Source organism: Parablautia sp. Marseille-Q6255 (genome assembly GCF_951230155.1).
Taxonomy (GTDB): Bacteria; Bacillota; Clostridia; order Lachnospirales; family Lachnospiraceae; genus Choladousia.
The window spans coordinates 51354-68949 of record NZ_CATNVD010000010.1 but is presented as its reverse complement, the minus strand read 5'-3'; the positions used below and the strand labels follow the sequence as shown (position 1 = coordinate 68949).

Sequence of the window (17596 nt, the reverse complement as noted above, 5' to 3'; positions counted from 1 at the left end):
GGCGTTGGTATGAAAGTAGGAAGACATGCGAAAATTGTGGATCTGATCAGAAAGTATGATATTGAGACGCAGGAGGAGCTGGGCGAATACCTGAACCGGGAAGGATTCTGTGTAACACAGGCGACGATTTCGCGCGATATCAGAGAACTGAAGCTCACAAAAATATCGACGGATGCCGGCAGACAGAAGTATGCCCTGATGCAGCAGCAGGGAGAGGGAATGAATGAAAAGTATCTCCATGTGCTGAAAGCCGGCTTTGTGTCTATGGATATGGCGCAGAATATTCTCGTTGTCAAGACAGTCTCCGGGATGGCGATGGCGGTCGCCGCATCGATCGATGCGATGCACTGGCCGGAGGTAGCCGGCTGCATTGCCGGAGATGACACGATCATGTGTGCCATCCGCAGCTCGGAAGATACGGTGCAGATCATGCACAAGATCAGCAGGATCGTGGGAAGAGAGTAGGTTGGTAAAATGTTAGTCAGTTTACATGTAAAGAATATGGCTCTGATCCGGGAAGCTGAGGTCGAATTCGGCAAGGGCTTAAATATCATGACTGGTGAGACAGGAGCCGGAAAATCCATTGTGATAGGCTCTGTTAATATCGCGCTCGGAACAGGAAATTTCCGGGACTACGTTCCGGAGGATGCAGAGTATGCGCTTGTGGAGCTTGTATTTTCAACAAAAAACCCGCGCGTACTGCAATTAATGGAGATGCAGGATATCCCCTGTGAGGACGGGGAGATCATCATTACGAGAAAATATAAGGGCGGCCGAAGCGTCAGCAAGATCAATGCAGAGACAGTTCCGGTTTCTTTTGTGCGAGAACTTGCCGCACAGCTGATCGATATCCACGGACAGCATGAACATCAGTCCCTGCTGTATGCGAAAAATCATCTGGCAATCCTGGATGGTTTTGCGGGAGATGCACTTTTAAAGGAGCTTAAGCGCTGCCGGGAGGAGTATCGCAGCTATCAGAAGGTAAAAAAGGAATGGCAGGAGGCACAGAACGCGCGCAGTGATCGGATGAAGGAGGTAGATTTCCTTGCGTTCGAGTTAAACGAGATCGAATCCGCTGCTCTTGCGCCCGGCGAGGATGAGGAGCTGGAGGTGCAGTACCGCCGTATGGTAAATGGTCAGAAGATCATGGAGGCGCTGTCGGAAACAGCTTCTGTGACCGGAGCCAGCGGATATTCCGGGATCAGCGATGAGATTGGCCGTGCAGTCCGGGCCATCCATGCAGTGAGCGCATATGATGAGGCGATCGGCGGGCTTTCCGGCATGATCACAGATATTGAAGCTCTGGTCAGTGACTTTAACCGCAGTCTGTCCGATTATATGGATGAATTTACGTTTGATGAACAGGAGCTTCGGGCAGTGCAGGAACGCCTGGATCTGATCAATCATTTAAAGGCAAAATATGGAAATTCCATTGAAACGATCCTGGAAGCAGGACGGCAGCGCAGAGAGCGTCTTGATATTCTGATGAACTATGAGGAATATCTCGCGGCGCTTCAGGCATCCTATGAAAAAGAAAAGGAAAAGCTCTGGCGCACGGCAGATAAGATTTCCAGGATCCGCAGAAAATATGCGGCAGAGCTTTCGACTCAGATCACGGCAGCTTTGATCGATCTGAATTTTCTGGATGTGCATTTTGAAATTGATTTTGAAGAGCTGGAAGAGCCGGGAGAAAGTGGAAAGGATGAGATCTGTTTTATGATCTCCATGAATCCGGGACTTCCGTTAAAGCCGCTCGGCAGCGTTGCTTCCGGCGGGGAGCTGTCACGGATCATGCTGGCGATCAAAGCGGTGATGGCGGATAAGGACGAGGTCAGCACCCTGATTTTCGATGAGATCGATACCGGGATCAGCGGCCGGACAGCGCAGAAGGTTTCAGAAAAAATGGCGCTGATCGCACAGAACCATCAGGTCCTTTGTATTACACATCTTGCGCAGATCGCGGCGATGGCTGATTTTCATTATATTATTGAAAAAAAACCGGCTTACAGCAAGACTGTGACAAATATCGGCCTGCTCACGGAGGAAGAGAGCATCGCAGAGCTGGCGCGTATCCTGGGAGGCGCGAAAATCACAGACACAGTGCTTGAGAGCGCCCGCGAAATGAAAGAACTGGCAAAAAACGCAAAAAAATACTAGTGTGGTTTTACAGATATTCCACATACTGAAAGCAGAGGCTGAGAGATCAGTGTTCTGCTTTCTTTTTGCACAAAAAAGCAGAGCAGTTCCAATTTTTGATGAAATGGGGTGCAGAAGATGAATGTCAGAAAAAGCTACAGAAGAATCATATGCGTGTTATTGCTTTTGAGCATGATCGCGCTTGGGTGGTGTACAGTAGAAGCGATCCGCAATGAAATACCCGATTCGATACAGGTGTCCGGGGCTTATGAGGTCCCGCAGATTTTTTCAAATGGTCTGGACCGGATCGTCACGGCAGAGTATGTTGAACCACAGGAGCAGTCCACAAGCGGCGTAAGGTCTGACCGGACCATATCCGGACAGCCAGACGGGACGGCTCATATGCAGGAGGAAAGAGGGCAGCACGCGGCGCAGCTGCCGCAGGACGGTGCGGCACAGGCGTCAGGTACAGGGTTTTCCGAAGAAGCGCGGGCGGTATCAGCAGAACGTGCGCAGGGCTACACACTTTCCTATCGCCTGTTCGGTGCGATCCCGCTCAAAATGGTGAGCGTATCGGTCGTGCCGCGCAGCAGACTTTATGCGGGCGGCAGCCCGATCGGAATATATCTGGAGACAGACGGAGTACTTGTTGTGGATACAGGAAATATTGTATCGGCAGACGGGAGGAGCTGCTGTCCGGCGGAGGATATTGTACGGTCGGGAGATTATATCCAGTCTGTAAACGGGGAGACAGTGACGACAAAGGAAGAACTTATCTCCTGCATTGCGAAGAGCAAAGGACTGGACGTGGTCCTTGACGTAGAACGTGCCGGAGAGCAGATCAGTCTGAGACTGCAGCCGGTTCTGGATGAAAAAGGGACGTATCGCGCGGGGATCTGGGTGCGCAACGATACGCAGGGAATCGGCACACTTACTTATATGGAAGAAGACGGAAGTTTTGGCGCTTTAGGACATGGGATCAGCGACATAGATACAGGCGAGCTGCTGGATGTATGCGGCGGTACCCTGTACGATGCTGACGTGATCTCTGTAATACGCGGACAGCAGGGAGTGCCGGGCGAGCTGTCCGGTGTGATCCATTACAATGAAGGCTACAAGATCGGCAATATCGAAAAAAACAGCAGCAACGGGATTTTTGGAAAGGTATCCAATCTTCCGGCACTTATACAGGACAAAGAGTCCTATCTGACAGCACATAAGCAGGAGGTGCAGACCGGAAAAGCGACTATTTTGTGCTGTGTCGGAGGCGAACGTGAATCGTATGAGATAGAGATCAGGGAGATTCGGTTAAATGGAAGCGATGAGAACAAAGGGATGATCCTTGAGGTCACAGATGAAGCGCTGCTTGATCAGACTGGCGGGATCGTGCAGGGGATGAGCGGCAGTCCGATTATTCAAAATGGGAAAATTGTGGGAGCGGTAACGCATGTGTTTGTCAATGATCCCGCGAGAGGGTATGGGATATTTATAGAGAATATGTTGGAAGCAGCAGAATAACAGAGACAGGCAGCGTAACAAAATGCGTTGCCTGTTTTTGTAATTTTTGTTATCTATGAAAGTAAAAGTGCTTGTGATATAATGGTAATAGAAAAAATTAAATTTAAGAGCGAGCAATTATTATTAAAAGAAATGTAGGAAAAGGAAAAAAGGAGTGATGTTCATGAAGATACGTATGCAGACATTATGCAAAGTACCGGTGTATTGTGCTGTTGCCAGTTGGATTAGCTTTTACATAACTGTATACATTGGCAGATTCTTCTTCACATCAAAAACTATTGGTGCTGACGGAGTAACACAGATTTCTACGGATTCAATCAGGTCCATAATCTTTAAGGTTGCACTTTTTTTGCTTGTATTGCTTGCTGGCGGTTTATGGGCGTTCCGCTCTATGTCGAAAAAGGAAATTATGATATCTTCCGGTATCACATCAGGCATTTACCTGCTGATTGTTCTAGCACAACTCTATGTCCCTAATTTTCCAAATTCTTTGTGCGTTATTCTAGCCTATATTCAAAACTGGACTGGGGTATTATCCTCGTTATTTATGAACTTGACGAGCAATTTTACGGTATCCGTTGTTCTTTCTTCATTTGCTCCGTTGTTGTTTATTCCGTTTGGCTGCAAATCTATTTCATAATGTGTAGGGAGACTGCATTTTCGTAAACTGCTTAAAAATGTTATCCCTAATGCCAATCACGCGTGAACGGCAGTCCGATCATACAGGATGGAAGACTTGTTGGAGCGGATTGCGAATGCTGCATTGCGTAGACGATGAAAGCTTGCTTGTAAGTGCCTTTTTATTGTGTTGCTAACTTTTTAGACTTTAGAACAGGAAGAGAATAATAAAATTGAAATTGGGAAGGCAGATGATTTTGTGAGAAAATTAAGTGAAGAAGTTGAGAAAATAATGACAGAACGATTTGGAAAAGATACTATTATTGCGTTAGCAACAGTAGAAAATGAGATGCCTTTTGTACGCTATGTAAACGCCTATTATGAGAATAGTGCATTTTATATTATTACATATGCACTTTCAGATAAAATGAGGCAGATGGAAAGCAACTCTGCTGTTGCAATAGCTGGTGAATGGTTCACGGCACATGGAAAGGGGATCAATTTGGGATATTTTGGGAAAGAGGAAAATTATTGGATTGCCGAGAAACTGAAAAATGTATTTTGTGAGTGGATCGACAATGGACATAATGATTTTGATGATGAGAATACTATAATTTTATGCGTAGAATTAACCGATGGGTTGTTACTTTCACATGGAACAAGGTATGAGTTTTAGTCTTCAATGCATATGGCTATTTTGTTATTTTAACTTTTCTGTTATTTGTTTTGAATGGGAATGTGTTACAATAAGGTTATAAAATTTGTATTTCAAAGGATATGGGTATAAGATTTATTGGAAAGGTGGTAGAGAATGTGATAAACGAAGCAGTATTAAGCAATAACAAAGAATTTACATCTTTTATGTTTAATGGACATAATATACGTTTTAAAACATCTCCAAGATTGGAACGATATACAAAAGTAGTCGAATGGGATCATGGGTATATCGTTGTTATGGCGAAATATGAGGGATGCGATGAGGAAGAAGAATACATTGATTTAATTCCAATTCTCGATAATTTGTATATTGATGTGGAAGAATTTTTGAAGCCGATTGAGAAAGTGAGGATTGAACATGTGTAATATTAAAGAAGTGGCAGATGCAGCGGAAATGATTATAAATGGATATGCATTTACAAAAGACAGTGAAAATGTAAGGGTCCTTAATTTGAATAATCCATATAAAGCAGCGTATTTAAGCAAAATGGGAGAAGTACTGGAAACAAGTATGGATGATATAGAATTGGAAATCGTATTGGAATATTATCAGAAAAATCATAAATATATGGAGGAATAATATATGCCTAAATATTATGACTATAAAGTATGTGGGTATTATTTGTATTATACCTCGCATTGTGTAATTGAAGCTATGCATGTACATGCAAGTGATAGAAAGTTTACAGAAGCAGGATCTGCAAAGTTTTTTGTGAAAAAAGATGGTGAAACAACAATAGAGGATGAAGGTCAACTGACTGATAGAGAAATCAGAATGATTCGTGAATTTATAAAAGATAACTACAAGGAAATGTATATGAAATGGGCACAGAAAAGTGATAACGGATTTTATGGAGAATAAAATATCATTTTTGTGAATGATCCGACAAAAGGATATGGGATTTTTATAGAAGATATGCTGGAGCATGACACAGATTGTTAAAATTGTACAAAAGAAATACGATATGGCAGAAAGATTTCTTTCAATCTCTTTCTTGAAAAATTTAGATCCGGCAAGTAAAATAGCTCTGTTTGGATCGGGCGATCCGTAAGGACGCCAAAGCAGTTAGAATTTGACCGACAGAAAGATGAGGACAGAAATTGAAGAAGGACAGCAGAGAATATCTTTTTGACAATTATAAAGTATTATTGATACTTCTGGTAGTGATCGGACACTTTATCGATCCCTGCTGCGAACAGAACCCGTATTTATATGAGCTGAAATGGGCGATCGTAGCATTTCATATGCCTGCTTTTATTTTTATTTCCGGGTACTTTTCAAAGCAGATCCCGTCCATAAAAAAGCTTGTTAAGAGTCTGGTCATTCCATATTTTACGTATGAGATCGTATACTATCTTTTGTATACATTTGTTCTTGATAAAAGTACAGGCTTTTATTTTGCCAGACCGAAATTTACCCTGTGGTATTTGATGGCGCTTTTTGTATGGCGCATTGCGGCGCCGTTTGTCCAGAGGATCCCGCATCATCTGGCATTGTCTATAGCGGGAGGTCTGCTGATCGGATATACTCAGCTGGGAAATTTTCTTTCCATACCGCGTATTGTATTTTTCTTCCCCTTCTTTCTGGCAGGCCTGAGTTTTGACAGCAGCAAGCTGGAAAAATACAGGACACGGGCCGGATACGCGGGCGCACTGGCGCTGCTTGGCGGATTTACGATTTTTCTTTTTACAGATAAGCTGCACCGCACAATGACCTGGTACATTTTTTATGGACGTTACTCCTATGCAGATATGGAACAGGGAAACCTGGAGGGCGCACTGGTCCGTCTTGTGTGTTATGGAATATCCTTCCTCCTGGTCTACGTGTTCATGCTCGTCCTTCCGGACAAAAAGCGCTCGTATTCTTATCTGGGACAGCGGACAATGGCGATTTATATTTTCCATGGGCTGGTGTACAGCTGCCTGAAATATGGCTCCAACATTTTGTATTCCGTGGAGAGCAACAGTGAAAGTGTGGCGCTGCTCCTGTTTTGTGTCGCACTTGTATGGCTTCTGTCCAGAAAGCCGTTTGTGGCAGTGACGAATAAAGTAGCCAATCTGCTCTGAAACCAGAAGGATACAAACGAAGAAAGAGGAGCAGTGCGGGATATTTTTGGAAACTGGAAAGAACACAGGATTCTGGTTCATACCGCACCATCCCCTGGCATAGTCAGACAGGCGGCAAAACGATTTGGGATAAGTAAGAGTATGGTATATATAGATATAACAAAACAGATAGTTATGTGAAGGTTGTTTATGAGGTCAGGTAAAGAGGAGAGAAGGTCGCAGAAATGCGGTCTTTTTCTTTTGCTCATTTTCTTGAGTTGCAGATAAAAATCAGTTAAAATAAAGTGTAGAAAGCAGATGGACATATTGAGATAGTTTGACAATTATGTGTTAGAAATGACTGGGGGATAAAGGAAATGAAACCATGGAAGGATTTGTTTCGTACACATATATTAGAACGTGGACTGAATTGTTATGAAGAAGGTTGTGTTACTTCGCTGGAACAGACTTCGACAGGGTATATGGCAGTAGTAGAAGGAACAGATTATACAGAGGCATTGAATAGTAGGAGGTTTGTATGAGCGAAAAGAAAAAGAAAATAGGTTTTACTGTTGCATGTATAAACGAATTTGCGCAATATCATAATCTCAGCACACAAGAAGCGTTCCGCTACCTTTTTCAATTTAAAGGTATTGCGTTTATAAAAGAAAACTATGAAGCTGAGCATACTTTAGATTTTGGAACAATAATAGAAGATTTGGGGATGTTGTGCCGAAAAAATGGAGGCGTCTTATGAGATTATATCATGGAAGCAATATTGTAATTGATAGTATAAATCTGGCGATGTGCAGACCATATAAAGATTTTGGAAAAGGGTTTTATTTGACAGACATAAAAGAGCAGGCAGAAAAAATGGCTGTAAGGGTGTCAAAGATCTATGGAGGTTCTCCTGTTGTAAATACCTTTGAAATACAAGAAGATTTCAGAAAAATAGATGATATTAAGGCGAAAGATTTTGGCTTAGAAACAACGGAAGAATGGGCAAAATTTGTCATGAATAATAGAAATAGATCTTTTACAAATGTGAAAGATACTTTATGTAATAAGGATAACAAATATGACATTGTTATAGGACCTGTTGCGGATGATAATATAGCATTATTATTTCGTCAGTATGAAAATGAAGTTATTGATTTTGAAACTTTATTGAGAGGTATGATATATAAGAAGACATCATCGCAGTATTCTTTTCATACAGAAAAAAGTATAAAACTTTTGCGAAAGGTAGGAAAATAATATGGGTAAGCAGGAACAGTTAATAGAATATATCGTTCAAGATATTGTTGATATGTTTTCTTCAGACCAGGACATAGAATATGATGAGGCTATGAATAAGTTTTATAATTCAGAAGTTTTTGAAAAGCTTCAGGATAAAGAAACTGGTTTATATATGGAAAGTTCAGAATATGTGTATGATCTTTTTAAAGATGAGATGAATTTTGGGCGTATTGTTCAAGCAGAAATATAAGATTTATAGGATATAACTGCGTACTATCGTAAGTGTGAAGAATACGTAAGCAGATCATGTATTTCTTTTATATGAGATAATTCAGGCAGGGAAAATACTGAAATGCGGCTACAGTTAAAACAGGCTGCTATCGTGGGATAATCTGATGCGGATTAAAAATCATCAGGTGGCCGTGAAGCTGTTGGAGATTGCGTTTGGTACTACTATGGAAACATAAGTACCTATGGAAAAAATAAACTATAAGGAAAAGGGACGGAGCAGTGCGGGATATTTGTGAAAACTGGAAGAACACAGGATTCTGGTTCATACCGCACCATCCCCTGGCATACATTGTAAAAAGATGCTGGCAGGGGATTTCCTTGAAAGAGTATATTGAAGAAAGAGCGGTAGAGGTCGCTGCATTTATTATAGAGAATAATGCAACGGTCAGACAGGCGGCAAAACGATTTGGGATAAGTAAGAGTACGGTACATAAAGACGCAACAGAACGCCTGGAGGAATTTAATCCGGATATGGCAGCGCAGGTGCGCAGTATTCTGGATGTAAACAAGCAGGAAAGACATATACGTGGGGGAATGGCCACGAGAAAAAAGTATCTGAATATGCATGAACAGGAAAAGTGAGAAGAATGGAGGCTTGCGCAGATATGCGGAGCCTCTGTTTTTTGTCCTGTTTGTACAAAAAATAAATAGAAAAAGATTTTTTTTGGTTAAAATGTATTGATTTTTATGAGAAAAAGAATATAATTAAATTAATCTAAAATTATAAAATTTTTATAAAGGAGGAAGTTGGAGTTATGATTAGTTTTTTTATCTGTCTGCTTCTTTTGGTCGGCGGGTATTTTGTTTACGGTAAAGTCGTAGAGAATACCTTTGCTCCGGATGACAGAGACACCGGCAGTGCGGATCAATGATGGCGTAGACTATGTAGTCATGCCCCAATGGAAGCTGTTCCTTGTTCAATTGCTGAATATCGCAGTGACTGGTCCGATCTTTGGAGCGATGCAGGGAGCTTTGTGGGGGCCGGTCGTATTTCTGTGGATCACCTTTGGTACGATTTTTGCCGGCGGTGTGCATGATTATTTTTCAGGTATGCTGTCCGAGCGAAATGAGGGTGCTTCTATCTCAGAAGTGTGTGGAATTTATCTTGGCGGAGTAATGAAGAATGTGATGCGTATCTTCAGTGTTGTCCTCCTTGTTATGGTAGGTACGGTATTTGCTGTAGGACCGGCAGGACTGATCGTTACGCTGTTTAAAAATGGCGGAGTAGGCGGTGTGCTTTCGAGCACGGAGTTCTGGCTGTGGGTGATCCTGGCGTATTACTTCATTGCAACCTTTATTTCCATTGATCAGATCATCGGACGTATTTATCCGATTTTTGGCATCTGCCTGATCATTATGGCAGTGGGTGTATGCTTCGGTATCTTTACACATTCTGAGTTTGTGATTCCTGAGATCTGGACAAATCTCACGAATATGCATCCGAAGGGAACACCGATCTGGAGCGTTATGTTTATCACCGTTGCGTGTGGTGCGATTTCGGGCTTCCATGCGACACAGTCTCCTTTGATGGCACGCTGTATGAAGTCTGAGAGACAGGGACGCTTTGTATTTTATGGAGCGATGGTATGTGAAGGTGTGATCGCCCTTATCTGGGCAGCAGCAGGATGCTCAATTTACAAGGTGACTGGCGGACTGAGCACAGGACTTCAGGATATTCTTGCAAATGGACAGTCGGCAGCGATCTATGATGTATGTGCGAAGACAATGGGCGGCATCGGTGTAGCGCTTGCCATGGTTGGCGTAATCGTATGCCCGATCACTTCAGGCGATACTGCTTTTCGAAGCGCGCGTCTGACACTGGCAGACTGGTTTGGCATTGAACAGAAATCGTACTCCAAGCGTCTGATGCTCTGTATTCCGCTTTTGGGTGCAGGTGCGATCATCGGACATTTGGATTATACGATCGTGTGGAGATACTTTAGCTGGACGAACCAGACATTAGCTATGATCGTTCTGTGGACGGCAAGCATGTATCTGTTTAAAGAGAAAAAGAACTACTGGCTGACAGCAGTTCCGGCGACATTTATGAGTGCAGTTTCTATGACGTATTTCTTCTATGCTCCGGAATGTCTGAATCTTGGCACGGCAGTTGCTTATCCGGCAGGTATTGTTCTGGCAGTTGCATTTTTGGGAATCTTTATGTATGCGACGAAAAAGCAGCCAAAGCGTGCGTAGCGGAAAATGCATAGACAGATACGGATAAACGTTTGATTTTAGAGGGAGGGAATCTGCTTGACTGAATTCCCTCCTTTTACTATACTGTAACTGCTGGCTGCAGCAATGTGTGGCACAGATTGCTGTAGCCGGTGGCAGATACCTGAGAAGCCGGGATGCCGACAGGGATAATATCAGGGGACAGGATCAGGTAAGGGTGGGAAGCATATGATTTTTAAACCAAAACAGTTAGGCAGGCAGGGGCTGGAAGCAGAGCAGCTTGTGGCAGATAAAAAGCAATGCAGGAAGATCGGCCCGTGCGGTGTAGGGGAAAAAGCAATGTACCTGAACAGTTTTTACATTGACAGAAGGTATTATGTTCCGTTTTCCTCTATTACACGCGTGTTTAAAAGAATCGCGATGAGCAAAGGCGGATACACGGGAAAGGGGATTTTTGCAGCGATTCCATATCTTGTGGTAGAGTATGACAATGGAATGCAGAAGCAGTGTAATTTTAAAAGAGAAGAACAGGTGGATCAGATTCTTTCGTATCTGCAGACAAAGAAGCCTGGTCTGAAGCTTCACAGCGCGGAAGCAGAGAAACGTCTGGCAGAGAAAGCACGGATCGCAAAAGAGCGAAGGAACCGTGTGGTTTCTCCGGAAGCACAGGCGCAAATTGCTGATCTGGAAAGAGCGCAGGAGTATCTGGAGCAAAGGCCGCAGCTCTATCAGGAGTTGAGCGCGGCGGCAAAGAAAAAGCGGACGTATGATCGATCCAATCCAGCGTATAAGTGGGCGGCGCTGTTTATCACGCTTATGGGTCTGGCAGCTCTTTTGTACGGTATTTATGCGCTTGTTACACATGCCGGGTTTGCCATGTACTTTTTATTGCTGGGCCTGGCAGCTATTTTCCTGTTTTCAGGCGCGCATGTACTTCCGACAGCAAAAAATAACCGCCGTTTTATCGAAAGGAAGCTCAATGAGGCAGAGAGGGCAATGGAGGATTATCTTGCTTTATATGGGACATTTCCTGTACCGGCGAGATATGCACACCCTGGTGTTTTGATGAGAATGACAGAGGTATTGGCTTTAGAACGAGCCCATACACCGGAGGAAGCGCTTGAGACGGTCAAAAAGGATCTGAAGGCGCTGAACTCGAGTGTATCTGTAGAGCAGGAAGAATTTGATGAGATCATGGCTGTAAAACCGATGTTTTTGGTACATGATTACGAGTAAAGAGACAGCAATGCTCTGGCAGGGCATTGGCTAAAGGAGGATCAGTATGCCGGATAGGAAAATGAAGCGGGTGGAGGACTCGATGGTGGAGCAGTCATTCCTTCTGATGCCGCGCTGCCTGAATGCTGCGGGCTATCTGTTTGGAGGACAGCTCCTTGCGTGGATCGATGAGACTGCGGGGATCGTGGCAAAGCGCCATGCCGAGATGAATGTTGTGACAGTAGCTGTTGACAATATGTATTTTAAATCGGGCGCACGGGTCAATGATACGATCGTGCTGATCGGGCGTCTGACGTATGTGGGACGTTCTTCGATGGAGGTGCGCATTGATACATACGCGGAGAATCTGAACGGAATGCGCACAATGATCAACAGGGCATATTTTGTTATGGTAGGTACGGATGAAAATCAGACACCGGTCGAGGTGCCAGGACTGATCGTAGAAGGTGTGACACAGGAAATCGAGTGGGAAGCTGGTAAAAAACGCAATGAACTGAGAAAAATGAGAAGACGGGAAGGCTTTTAATTTGTATTTTTTTAAGGAGACAGGCAATGTCAGAATATCAGAAGGTCAGACATGAATTTCCACCTGTGTACGATGAACACAGCAGAATATTGATTCTGGGGAGTTTCCCCTCGGTCAAATCAAGAGAGCAGCAGTTTTTTTACGGGCATCCGCAGAATCGTTTCTGGAAGGTGATCGCCGCACTCACAGGCGAAGAAGTTCCGACAGATATCGAGACAAAGAAGCACCTGCTGCTTGCGCATCATATTGCAGTGTGGGATGTGATCGCGCAGTGCGATATTATCGGTTCGAGTGACAGTAGCATCCGAAATGTAATTCCAACAGACTTGCAGTGTATTTTGCACACAGCTCAGATCGAACGGATCTATGCGAACGGAGGGACAGCAAAGAAGCTGTTTGACCGGTTTCAGAAAAAAAGCTGTGGGCGGGAGATTACAGGGCTTCCGTCGACGAGTCCGGCAAACGCAGCCTTCTCTCTGGAGCGTTTGGTCGAGGCATGGAAATGTATTCTTTAACAGTAGCGGCTCGCGAATATTAGAATTATATAACAAGGCTTCTTTTCGGGCAGTCAGATAAATACGTCTGCCTGGAAAGGAGCCTTGTTATGGTATAGGGAAGTTACGAAATTGCGGAGTGCGCAGAGGACGTGTTGGTTATCTGCAGATCCATGCTGCCGCTGCGAAACCCCTCCAGATCAAGGGTTACATAGAGAAAACCGAGAGATTTCATCTGCCGGATCACCTGCTCGCGCATTCGTAAAAGCTTTGAAAAATCGGAGCAGTCAATCTCGATCCGCAGCAATGGCTCATGAAAACGAAGGCGTACATTGTAAAAGCCCTGCTCGCGCAGCCATTGTTCTCCGGTATGGATGCGCAGCAGCAGGTCCCGGTCCAGATATGTGCCATAAGGAAGTCTGGTAGCCAGACAGGGCGTTGACGGGAGTGCGGCAGTTGGCAGGCCAAGTGCGCCTGAGAGAGCCCGGACTTCTGATTTCGTAATGCCAAGCTCCAGAAGAGGGCTGCGGATGCCAAGCTCCTTTAATACCTTCATGCCGGGGCGGTATTCGCCCTCATCATCCTTATTAGAACCATCGCATATCATACAGTACCCATGTTCCAGTGCCCGTGTTTTCAGCTCTGAGAATAACAGATGCTTGCACAGATAGCAGCGGTTGTCCGGGTTATTCAGAAGCTGAGGATCTTGAAATTCATTGACCCGGATAACTTCCGGAAGGGCGTGAAGCTGTCTGGCTCTTTGCACTGCCTGCTGTGTATCTGAGTGCGGGTGAAGCTGTGTCTCCAGGATAACAGCAAGCACAGGGCGAGGCTTGGGGGCAATTCCAGAAGAAGCAGCATCAGATGCAGCTTTTAGCAAAAGCGTACTGTCGACTCCGCCGGAATAGGCGATGCAGATCCCTCTGTGCAGCTCTGACTGAAAATATGCAGTGAGTCCTGCATAGGTCTGAAGCAGTTTGGGAGAAAGCTCCCGATCCATTTTTATGGAAGTATTCATAATCGCCTCCTGATAGTGGAAGAAAGAAATATATCTGCGAATAAAAAGGCAGATACATAATTGCCCGGTCTGCAGTTATTTGGAACGGCATGCATCGCGCGCGTATGCCTGAACCATGTGATACATTTCAGGAAAGCCTGTTTTATTGGCGGCGGCAAGGCGGCAGATGCTGTCATTTTCCGGATAATAATAAGTTTCCTGCCCATGCGTGCAGCATTTAACATCGGCCATCCCCCATGGAGTTTCGATCGCAAGGATCCGGCGCTCCAGCTTTGTACGCGTAGATTGCGAAGCGCGGATGCCGATGGTAGTAGTATTCTGGAAAATAATAGCTTCCATTATCGTACGATCCTCTGGCCGGCAGATGACCTTTAAAAGACAGGCAGGACGGCTTTTTTTCATATAAATCGGTACATAAAAAACATCGAGAGCTCCGGCTTCAAACAGCAGCTGCATGGTGTAGGACAGCGCCTCACCGGTACAGTCGTCGATATTGGTCTCCAGCGTCAGAATGGTGTCCCATGTATCAGAGAAGGCGGGCTCAATGAGCATGGCGCGAAGGATTCCGGCAGTCTCATAATCACGCTTTCCGGCTCCAAATCCCATTTTGCAGATTTTGTATTCTTCCGGAAGTGATTTTCCTGTAGAAACAGCAGCAGCGATCGCGGCGCCGGTCGGTGTCACGAGCTCTCCTCGTGTGGCAGAAGATTTAAGCGTCAGCCCTTCATTCACAGCAATAGCAGCAACAGCAGGTACAGGAACAGGGATCAGGCCATGCTGGCAGCGGATCTGTCCCTGTCCGTCTGTAAGCGGAGAGACAATAATCGCATCGGCGTTTAAATTGTCGATACAGACAGCGGCTGCTACAATATCTACGATAGAATCTACTGCTCCGACCTCATGAAAATGGACTTCGTCTATACGTTTTCCGTGTACAGTGGCTTCTGCTTTAGCAAGAATCTTAAAAATGCGGATCGCAAGCTTCTTTGCGTTTTCTGTCAGGGCTCCGGCGCGGATCACAGCAATAATGTCATTGAGATTGCGTGCCGTATGCTCGTGTGCGTGCGTACAGTGATCATGTACCGATGCTTCCTGATGATGTGGGTGCGCAATAGTATACTCATGAGCGTGTGCAGTAGTATGCTGATGAGCGTGTGCGTCATGAGATGCCTCCTGCTGATGAGCGTGTGTGTGCTGTATTTGTGTCTGAGCATCATGCAGAGCGTGATTGTGCAGATATTCCATATCGTGATCATGATTTTCGTGTGCGGCGTCCAGCTTCACATGGAAATCGCAGGCACGGATCCCGGATTTGAAAACATCCTTTATTTCAATCGAATAGCCGTCAAGCGGCAGACTTTTTAAGGCCTGTTCCAGTACCTTACGATCTGCGCCAAGATCCAACAGGGCGCCTACGGTCATGTCTCCACTGATGCCGGAATGACATTCCAGATATAATATCTTATTTTTCATGGTATACTCCTGTCAGCCGACGATAAAGCCGGCAAATGCAAAACCTGTCAGAAGCTAAAATGACAAAAGCCAGGGGCAGAAAACGGCCGCAAACAGGCTGATAAAAATGCACAATTATTTCCGGATAAGGATAGATATTTTGAGATTTTTGCTTGGCAATCTGACAGGCATAGACTATATGATTATGAAATTTATTCTACCATATAAGCACTGTGGTATGCAAGGTTTTGGAGAAATACATGTGAGATGAACAAACATTCGCCGGAGATCTGGAAGAGGGTTAAATTTTATATTGCCAATTAAAACGAGCTATTTTATAATATAGCTCTAAAATGGACTAAAAAATAAGCTCAGGAAAATAATCACAGGGAGATAGCATCACAGAGCGATACGCTACATTCCTGTACCTGAGCGCAGCGAAAGGAATGGAGAGAAATGAAAAGAGAAACAGTTATCGTACTGGACTTCGGAGGTCAGTACAACCAGCTGATCGCACGCAGGGTAAGAGAGTGCAACGTGTACTGTGAAATCTATTCGTATAAAACAGAATTTGAGAAAATTAAAGCATTGCAGCCTAAGGGAATCATTTTTACAGGCGGTCCCAACAGCTGTTATGAGGCGGGCGCACCTTCTTATACAAAAGAAATTTTTGAGCTGGGTGTTCCGGTACTGGGTATCTGCTATGGTTCACAGTTGATGATGCATCTTCTCGGCGGCAGGGTAGAAAAGGCCCCGGTACGTGAGTATGGAAAAATAGAGGTGACAGTAGATCAGAAATCAAAGCTTTTTGGTGGTGTATCAGAGAAAACAATCTGCTGGATGAGCCACAACGATTATATCTCACAGCTGGCTCCTGGATTTATGGCCAGTGCGCATACGGCAGACTGCCCATACGCGGCTATGGAGTGTGAAGAAAAGCGGCTTTATGCGACACAGTTTCATCCGGAAGTGCTTCATACAAAAGAAGGACAGAAGATGCTCTCTAATTTTGTATATGGCATTTGTGGATGCAAGGGCGACTGGAAAATGGATTCCTTTGTAGAGCAGTCCATTCAGGCGATCCGCGAGAAAGTAGGGAAGGGCAAGGTGTTGTGCGCGCTTTCCGGCGGCGTGGACTCTTCGGTGGCGGCAGTTATGCTCTCAAAGGCAGTTGGCAGCCAGCTTACCTGTGTATTTGTGGATCATGGTCTGCTGCGAAAAAATGAAGGCGATGAGGTAGAAGCAGTATTTGGTCCAGAAGGTGAATATGATCTGAATTTCATCCGGGTCAATGCACAGGAGCGTTTTTATGAGAAACTAAAAGGAGTAGAAGAGCCGGAGCAGAAGCGTAAGATCATCGGAGAAGAGTTTATCCGTGTATTTGAAGAAGAAGCAAAGAAGATCGGTGCAGTGGATTACCTCGTACAGGGGACCATATATCCGGATGTCGTAGAAAGTGGTCTCGGCGGGGAATCTACCGTGATCAAATCACATCACAATGTCGGCGGTCTGCCGGAGTACGTTGATTTTAAAGAGATCATTGAACCGCTGCGCGACTTGTTTAAAGATGAGGTGCGAAAAGCCGGTCTGGAGCTGGGCATTCCGGAATACCTTGTATTTCGTCAGCCATTCCCGGGACCAGGACTGGGAATCCGTATTATCGGAGAGGTAACAGCAGAAAAGGTGGCAATGGTACAGGATGCAGACGCCATCTGGCGTGAGGAAATCGCAAAAGCCGGCTGGGATCAGAAAGTGAACCAGTATTTCGCAGCGCTCACCAATATGCGTTCTGTAGGCGTTATGGGCGATGAGCGGACGTATGATTATGCAATTGCTCTGCGTGCTGTGACAACGACAGACTTCATGACTGCAGAAAGTGCAGACATTCCGTGGGAGATCATTGGAAGGACCACGAGCAGGATCGTAAATGAGGTGAAAAACGTCAATCGGGTACTGTATGACTGTACCGGAAAGCCGCCTGCAACGGTGGAATTCGAATAATATGCAAAATCCCAGAAGCCCTTTATTTATAAGGGTTTCCGGGATTTATTTTCACCCCGTGATGCTACGGTGATGTTAATGTTATGAAAGTGTCTTATTTTTTTGCATTTTTTGTTTCTGTATGCTGTT

Annotated in this window: 20 protein-coding genes and 1 pseudogene; 19 read left to right on the top strand and 2 right to left on the bottom strand. The window is 44.8% G+C overall.

Features of this window, described 5'->3' with window-relative positions:
* The first annotated feature begins 9 nt into the window (after positions 1-9).
* The 18 genes and pseudogenes from argR to QOX44_RS08975 all read left to right on the top strand — a co-directional run bounded on the left by argR (position 10) and on the right by QOX44_RS08975 (position 13017).
* Positions 10-465 (top strand): arginine repressor, encoded by a 456-nt coding sequence (argR, locus tag QOX44_RS09060; protein ID WP_283682770.1) that lies wholly within the window; start codon positions 10-12, stop codon positions 463-465.
* A gap of 9 nt (positions 466-474) precedes the next feature.
* Positions 475-2157 (top strand): DNA repair protein RecN, encoded by a 1683-nt coding sequence (recN, locus tag QOX44_RS09055; protein WP_283682769.1) that lies wholly within the window; start codon positions 475-477, stop codon positions 2155-2157.
* Positions 2158-2274: 117 nt separating this feature from the next.
* Positions 2275-3654: a SpoIVB peptidase gene (gene spoIVB / locus QOX44_RS09050; protein WP_283682768.1), complete on the top strand. Its 1380-nt coding sequence runs from the start codon at positions 2275-2277 to the stop codon at positions 3652-3654.
* Positions 3655-3817: 163 nt separating this feature from the next.
* Positions 3818-4294 carry a hypothetical protein gene (locus QOX44_RS09045; protein ID WP_283682767.1) on the top strand — a complete coding sequence of 159 codons (477 nt, stop codon included), beginning with the start codon at positions 3818-3820 and terminating at the stop codon, positions 4292-4294.
* Between the two features lie 237 nt (positions 4295-4531).
* Entirely contained in the window at positions 4532-4948 is a 417-nt protein-coding gene (locus tag QOX44_RS09040) for a pyridoxamine 5'-phosphate oxidase family protein (RefSeq protein ID WP_283682766.1), read from the top strand.
* A gap of 137 nt (positions 4949-5085) precedes the next feature.
* Positions 5086-5355, top strand: coding sequence for a DUF7724 family protein (locus QOX44_RS09035; RefSeq protein WP_283682764.1), 270 nt, complete (start codon positions 5086-5088; stop codon positions 5353-5355).
* Positions 5348-5569, top strand: coding sequence for a DUF7723 family protein (locus tag QOX44_RS09030; protein ID WP_283682763.1), 222 nt, complete (start codon positions 5348-5350; stop codon positions 5567-5569). The genes QOX44_RS09035 and QOX44_RS09030 overlap by 8 nt, the downstream gene beginning before the upstream one ends.
* A gap of 3 nt (positions 5570-5572) precedes the next feature.
* The gene (locus QOX44_RS09025; RefSeq protein WP_283682761.1) at positions 5573-5851 is read left to right on the top strand and encodes a DUF4160 domain-containing protein; all 279 of its coding nucleotides are present in this window, start codon (positions 5573-5575) and stop codon (positions 5849-5851) included.
* Positions 5852-6090: 239 nt separating this feature from the next.
* A complete protein-coding gene (locus tag QOX44_RS09020) occupies positions 6091-7056 on the top strand; it encodes an acyltransferase family protein (protein WP_283682760.1) in 966 nt (321 codons plus the stop codon).
* Between the two features lie 356 nt (positions 7057-7412).
* A complete protein-coding gene (locus QOX44_RS09015; RefSeq protein ID WP_283682759.1) occupies positions 7413-7577 on the top strand; it encodes a hypothetical protein in 165 nt (54 codons plus the stop codon).
* The gene (locus tag QOX44_RS09010; RefSeq protein ID WP_283682758.1) at positions 7574-7792 is read left to right on the top strand and encodes a DUF3791 domain-containing protein; all 219 of its coding nucleotides are present in this window, start codon (positions 7574-7576) and stop codon (positions 7790-7792) included. The genes QOX44_RS09015 and QOX44_RS09010 overlap by 4 nt, the downstream gene beginning before the upstream one ends.
* Complete coding sequence (locus QOX44_RS09005; protein WP_283682757.1) at positions 7789-8292, top strand: DUF3990 domain-containing protein; 504 nt, start codon at positions 7789-7791, stop codon at positions 8290-8292. Before QOX44_RS09010 ends, QOX44_RS09005 begins: the two co-directional genes overlap by 4 nt.
* Position 8293: 1 nt before the next feature.
* Positions 8294-8524, top strand: a complete 231-nt coding sequence (locus tag QOX44_RS09000) for a hypothetical protein (RefSeq protein WP_283682756.1) — start codon at positions 8294-8296, stop codon at positions 8522-8524.
* A gap of 359 nt (positions 8525-8883) precedes the next feature.
* The gene (spoIIID, locus tag QOX44_RS08995; protein ID WP_283682755.1) at positions 8884-9147 is read left to right on the top strand and encodes a sporulation transcriptional regulator SpoIIID; all 264 of its coding nucleotides are present in this window, start codon (positions 8884-8886) and stop codon (positions 9145-9147) included.
* Positions 9148-9320: 173 nt separating this feature from the next.
* A pseudogene (locus tag QOX44_RS08990) lies at positions 9321-10761 on the top strand (carbon starvation CstA family protein).
* 207 nt (positions 10762-10968) lie between these two features.
* Positions 10969-11976 (top strand): ATPase P, encoded by a 1008-nt coding sequence (locus tag QOX44_RS08985; protein WP_283682754.1) that lies wholly within the window; start codon positions 10969-10971, stop codon positions 11974-11976.
* Positions 11977-12022: 46 nt separating this feature from the next.
* Positions 12023-12502 (top strand): acyl-CoA thioesterase, encoded by a 480-nt coding sequence (locus QOX44_RS08980; RefSeq protein WP_283682753.1) that lies wholly within the window; start codon positions 12023-12025, stop codon positions 12500-12502.
* Between the two features lie 26 nt (positions 12503-12528).
* The gene (locus QOX44_RS08975; protein WP_283682752.1) at positions 12529-13017 is read left to right on the top strand and encodes a DNA-deoxyinosine glycosylase; all 489 of its coding nucleotides are present in this window, start codon (positions 12529-12531) and stop codon (positions 13015-13017) included.
* 103 nt (positions 13018-13120) lie between these two features.
* Here the strand turns inward: QOX44_RS08975 and larE are convergent, their stop codons facing one another.
* A complete protein-coding gene (larE, locus tag QOX44_RS08970) occupies positions 13121-14014 on the bottom strand; it encodes an ATP-dependent sacrificial sulfur transferase LarE (protein ID WP_283682751.1) in 894 nt (297 codons plus the stop codon).
* Between the two features lie 75 nt (positions 14015-14089).
* Complete coding sequence (gene larC / locus QOX44_RS08965) at positions 14090-15487, bottom strand: nickel pincer cofactor biosynthesis protein LarC (protein ID WP_283682750.1); 1398 nt, start codon at positions 15485-15487, stop codon at positions 14090-14092.
* Between the two features lie 435 nt (positions 15488-15922).
* Between larC and guaA the strand changes: the two genes are divergently transcribed.
* Positions 15923-17467, top strand: coding sequence for a glutamine-hydrolyzing GMP synthase (gene guaA, locus QOX44_RS08960; RefSeq protein WP_283682749.1), 1545 nt, complete (start codon positions 15923-15925; stop codon positions 17465-17467).
* The last annotated feature ends 129 nt before the right edge of the window (positions 17468-17596 follow it).

Bases quoted from the DNA above. Each gene is read 5' to 3' on its own strand.
- QOX44_RS09025 (WP_283682761.1), top strand. From the start codon at position 5,573: ATGCCTAAATATTATGACTATAAAGTATGTGGGTATTATTTGTATTAT.
- QOX44_RS09005 (WP_283682757.1), top strand. From the start codon at position 7,789: ATGAGATTATATCATGGAAGCAATATTGTAATTGATAGTATAAATCTG.
- recN (WP_283682769.1), top strand. From the start codon at position 475: ATGTTAGTCAGTTTACATGTAAAGAATATGGCTCTGATCCGGGAAGCT.
- QOX44_RS09000 (WP_283682756.1), top strand. From the start codon at position 8,294: ATGGGTAAGCAGGAACAGTTAATAGAATATATCGTTCAAGATATTGTT.
- QOX44_RS09015 (WP_283682759.1), top strand. From the start codon at position 7,413: ATGAAACCATGGAAGGATTTGTTTCGTACACATATATTAGAACGTGGA.
- guaA (WP_283682749.1), top strand. From the start codon at position 15,923: ATGAAAAGAGAAACAGTTATCGTACTGGACTTCGGAGGTCAGTACAAC.
- argR (WP_283682770.1), top strand. From the start codon at position 10: ATGAAAGTAGGAAGACATGCGAAAATTGTGGATCTGATCAGAAAGTAT.
- QOX44_RS09045 (WP_283682767.1), top strand. From the start codon at position 3,818: ATGAAGATACGTATGCAGACATTATGCAAAGTACCGGTGTATTGTGCT.
- spoIVB (WP_283682768.1), top strand. From the start codon at position 2,275: ATGAATGTCAGAAAAAGCTACAGAAGAATCATATGCGTGTTATTGCTT.
- QOX44_RS08980 (WP_283682753.1), top strand. From the start codon at position 12,023: ATGCCGGATAGGAAAATGAAGCGGGTGGAGGACTCGATGGTGGAGCAG.
- QOX44_RS08975 (WP_283682752.1), top strand. From the start codon at position 12,529: ATGTCAGAATATCAGAAGGTCAGACATGAATTTCCACCTGTGTACGAT.
- QOX44_RS09030 (WP_283682763.1), top strand. From the start codon at position 5,348: ATGTGTAATATTAAAGAAGTGGCAGATGCAGCGGAAATGATTATAAAT.
- larC (WP_283682750.1), bottom strand. From the start codon at position 15,487: ATGAAAAATAAGATATTATATCTGGAATGTCATTCCGGCATCAGTGGA.
- QOX44_RS09010 (WP_283682758.1), top strand. From the start codon at position 7,574: ATGAGCGAAAAGAAAAAGAAAATAGGTTTTACTGTTGCATGTATAAAC.
- QOX44_RS08985 (WP_283682754.1), top strand. From the start codon at position 10,969: ATGATTTTTAAACCAAAACAGTTAGGCAGGCAGGGGCTGGAAGCAGAG.
- larE (WP_283682751.1), bottom strand. From the start codon at position 14,014: ATGAATACTTCCATAAAAATGGATCGGGAGCTTTCTCCCAAACTGCTT.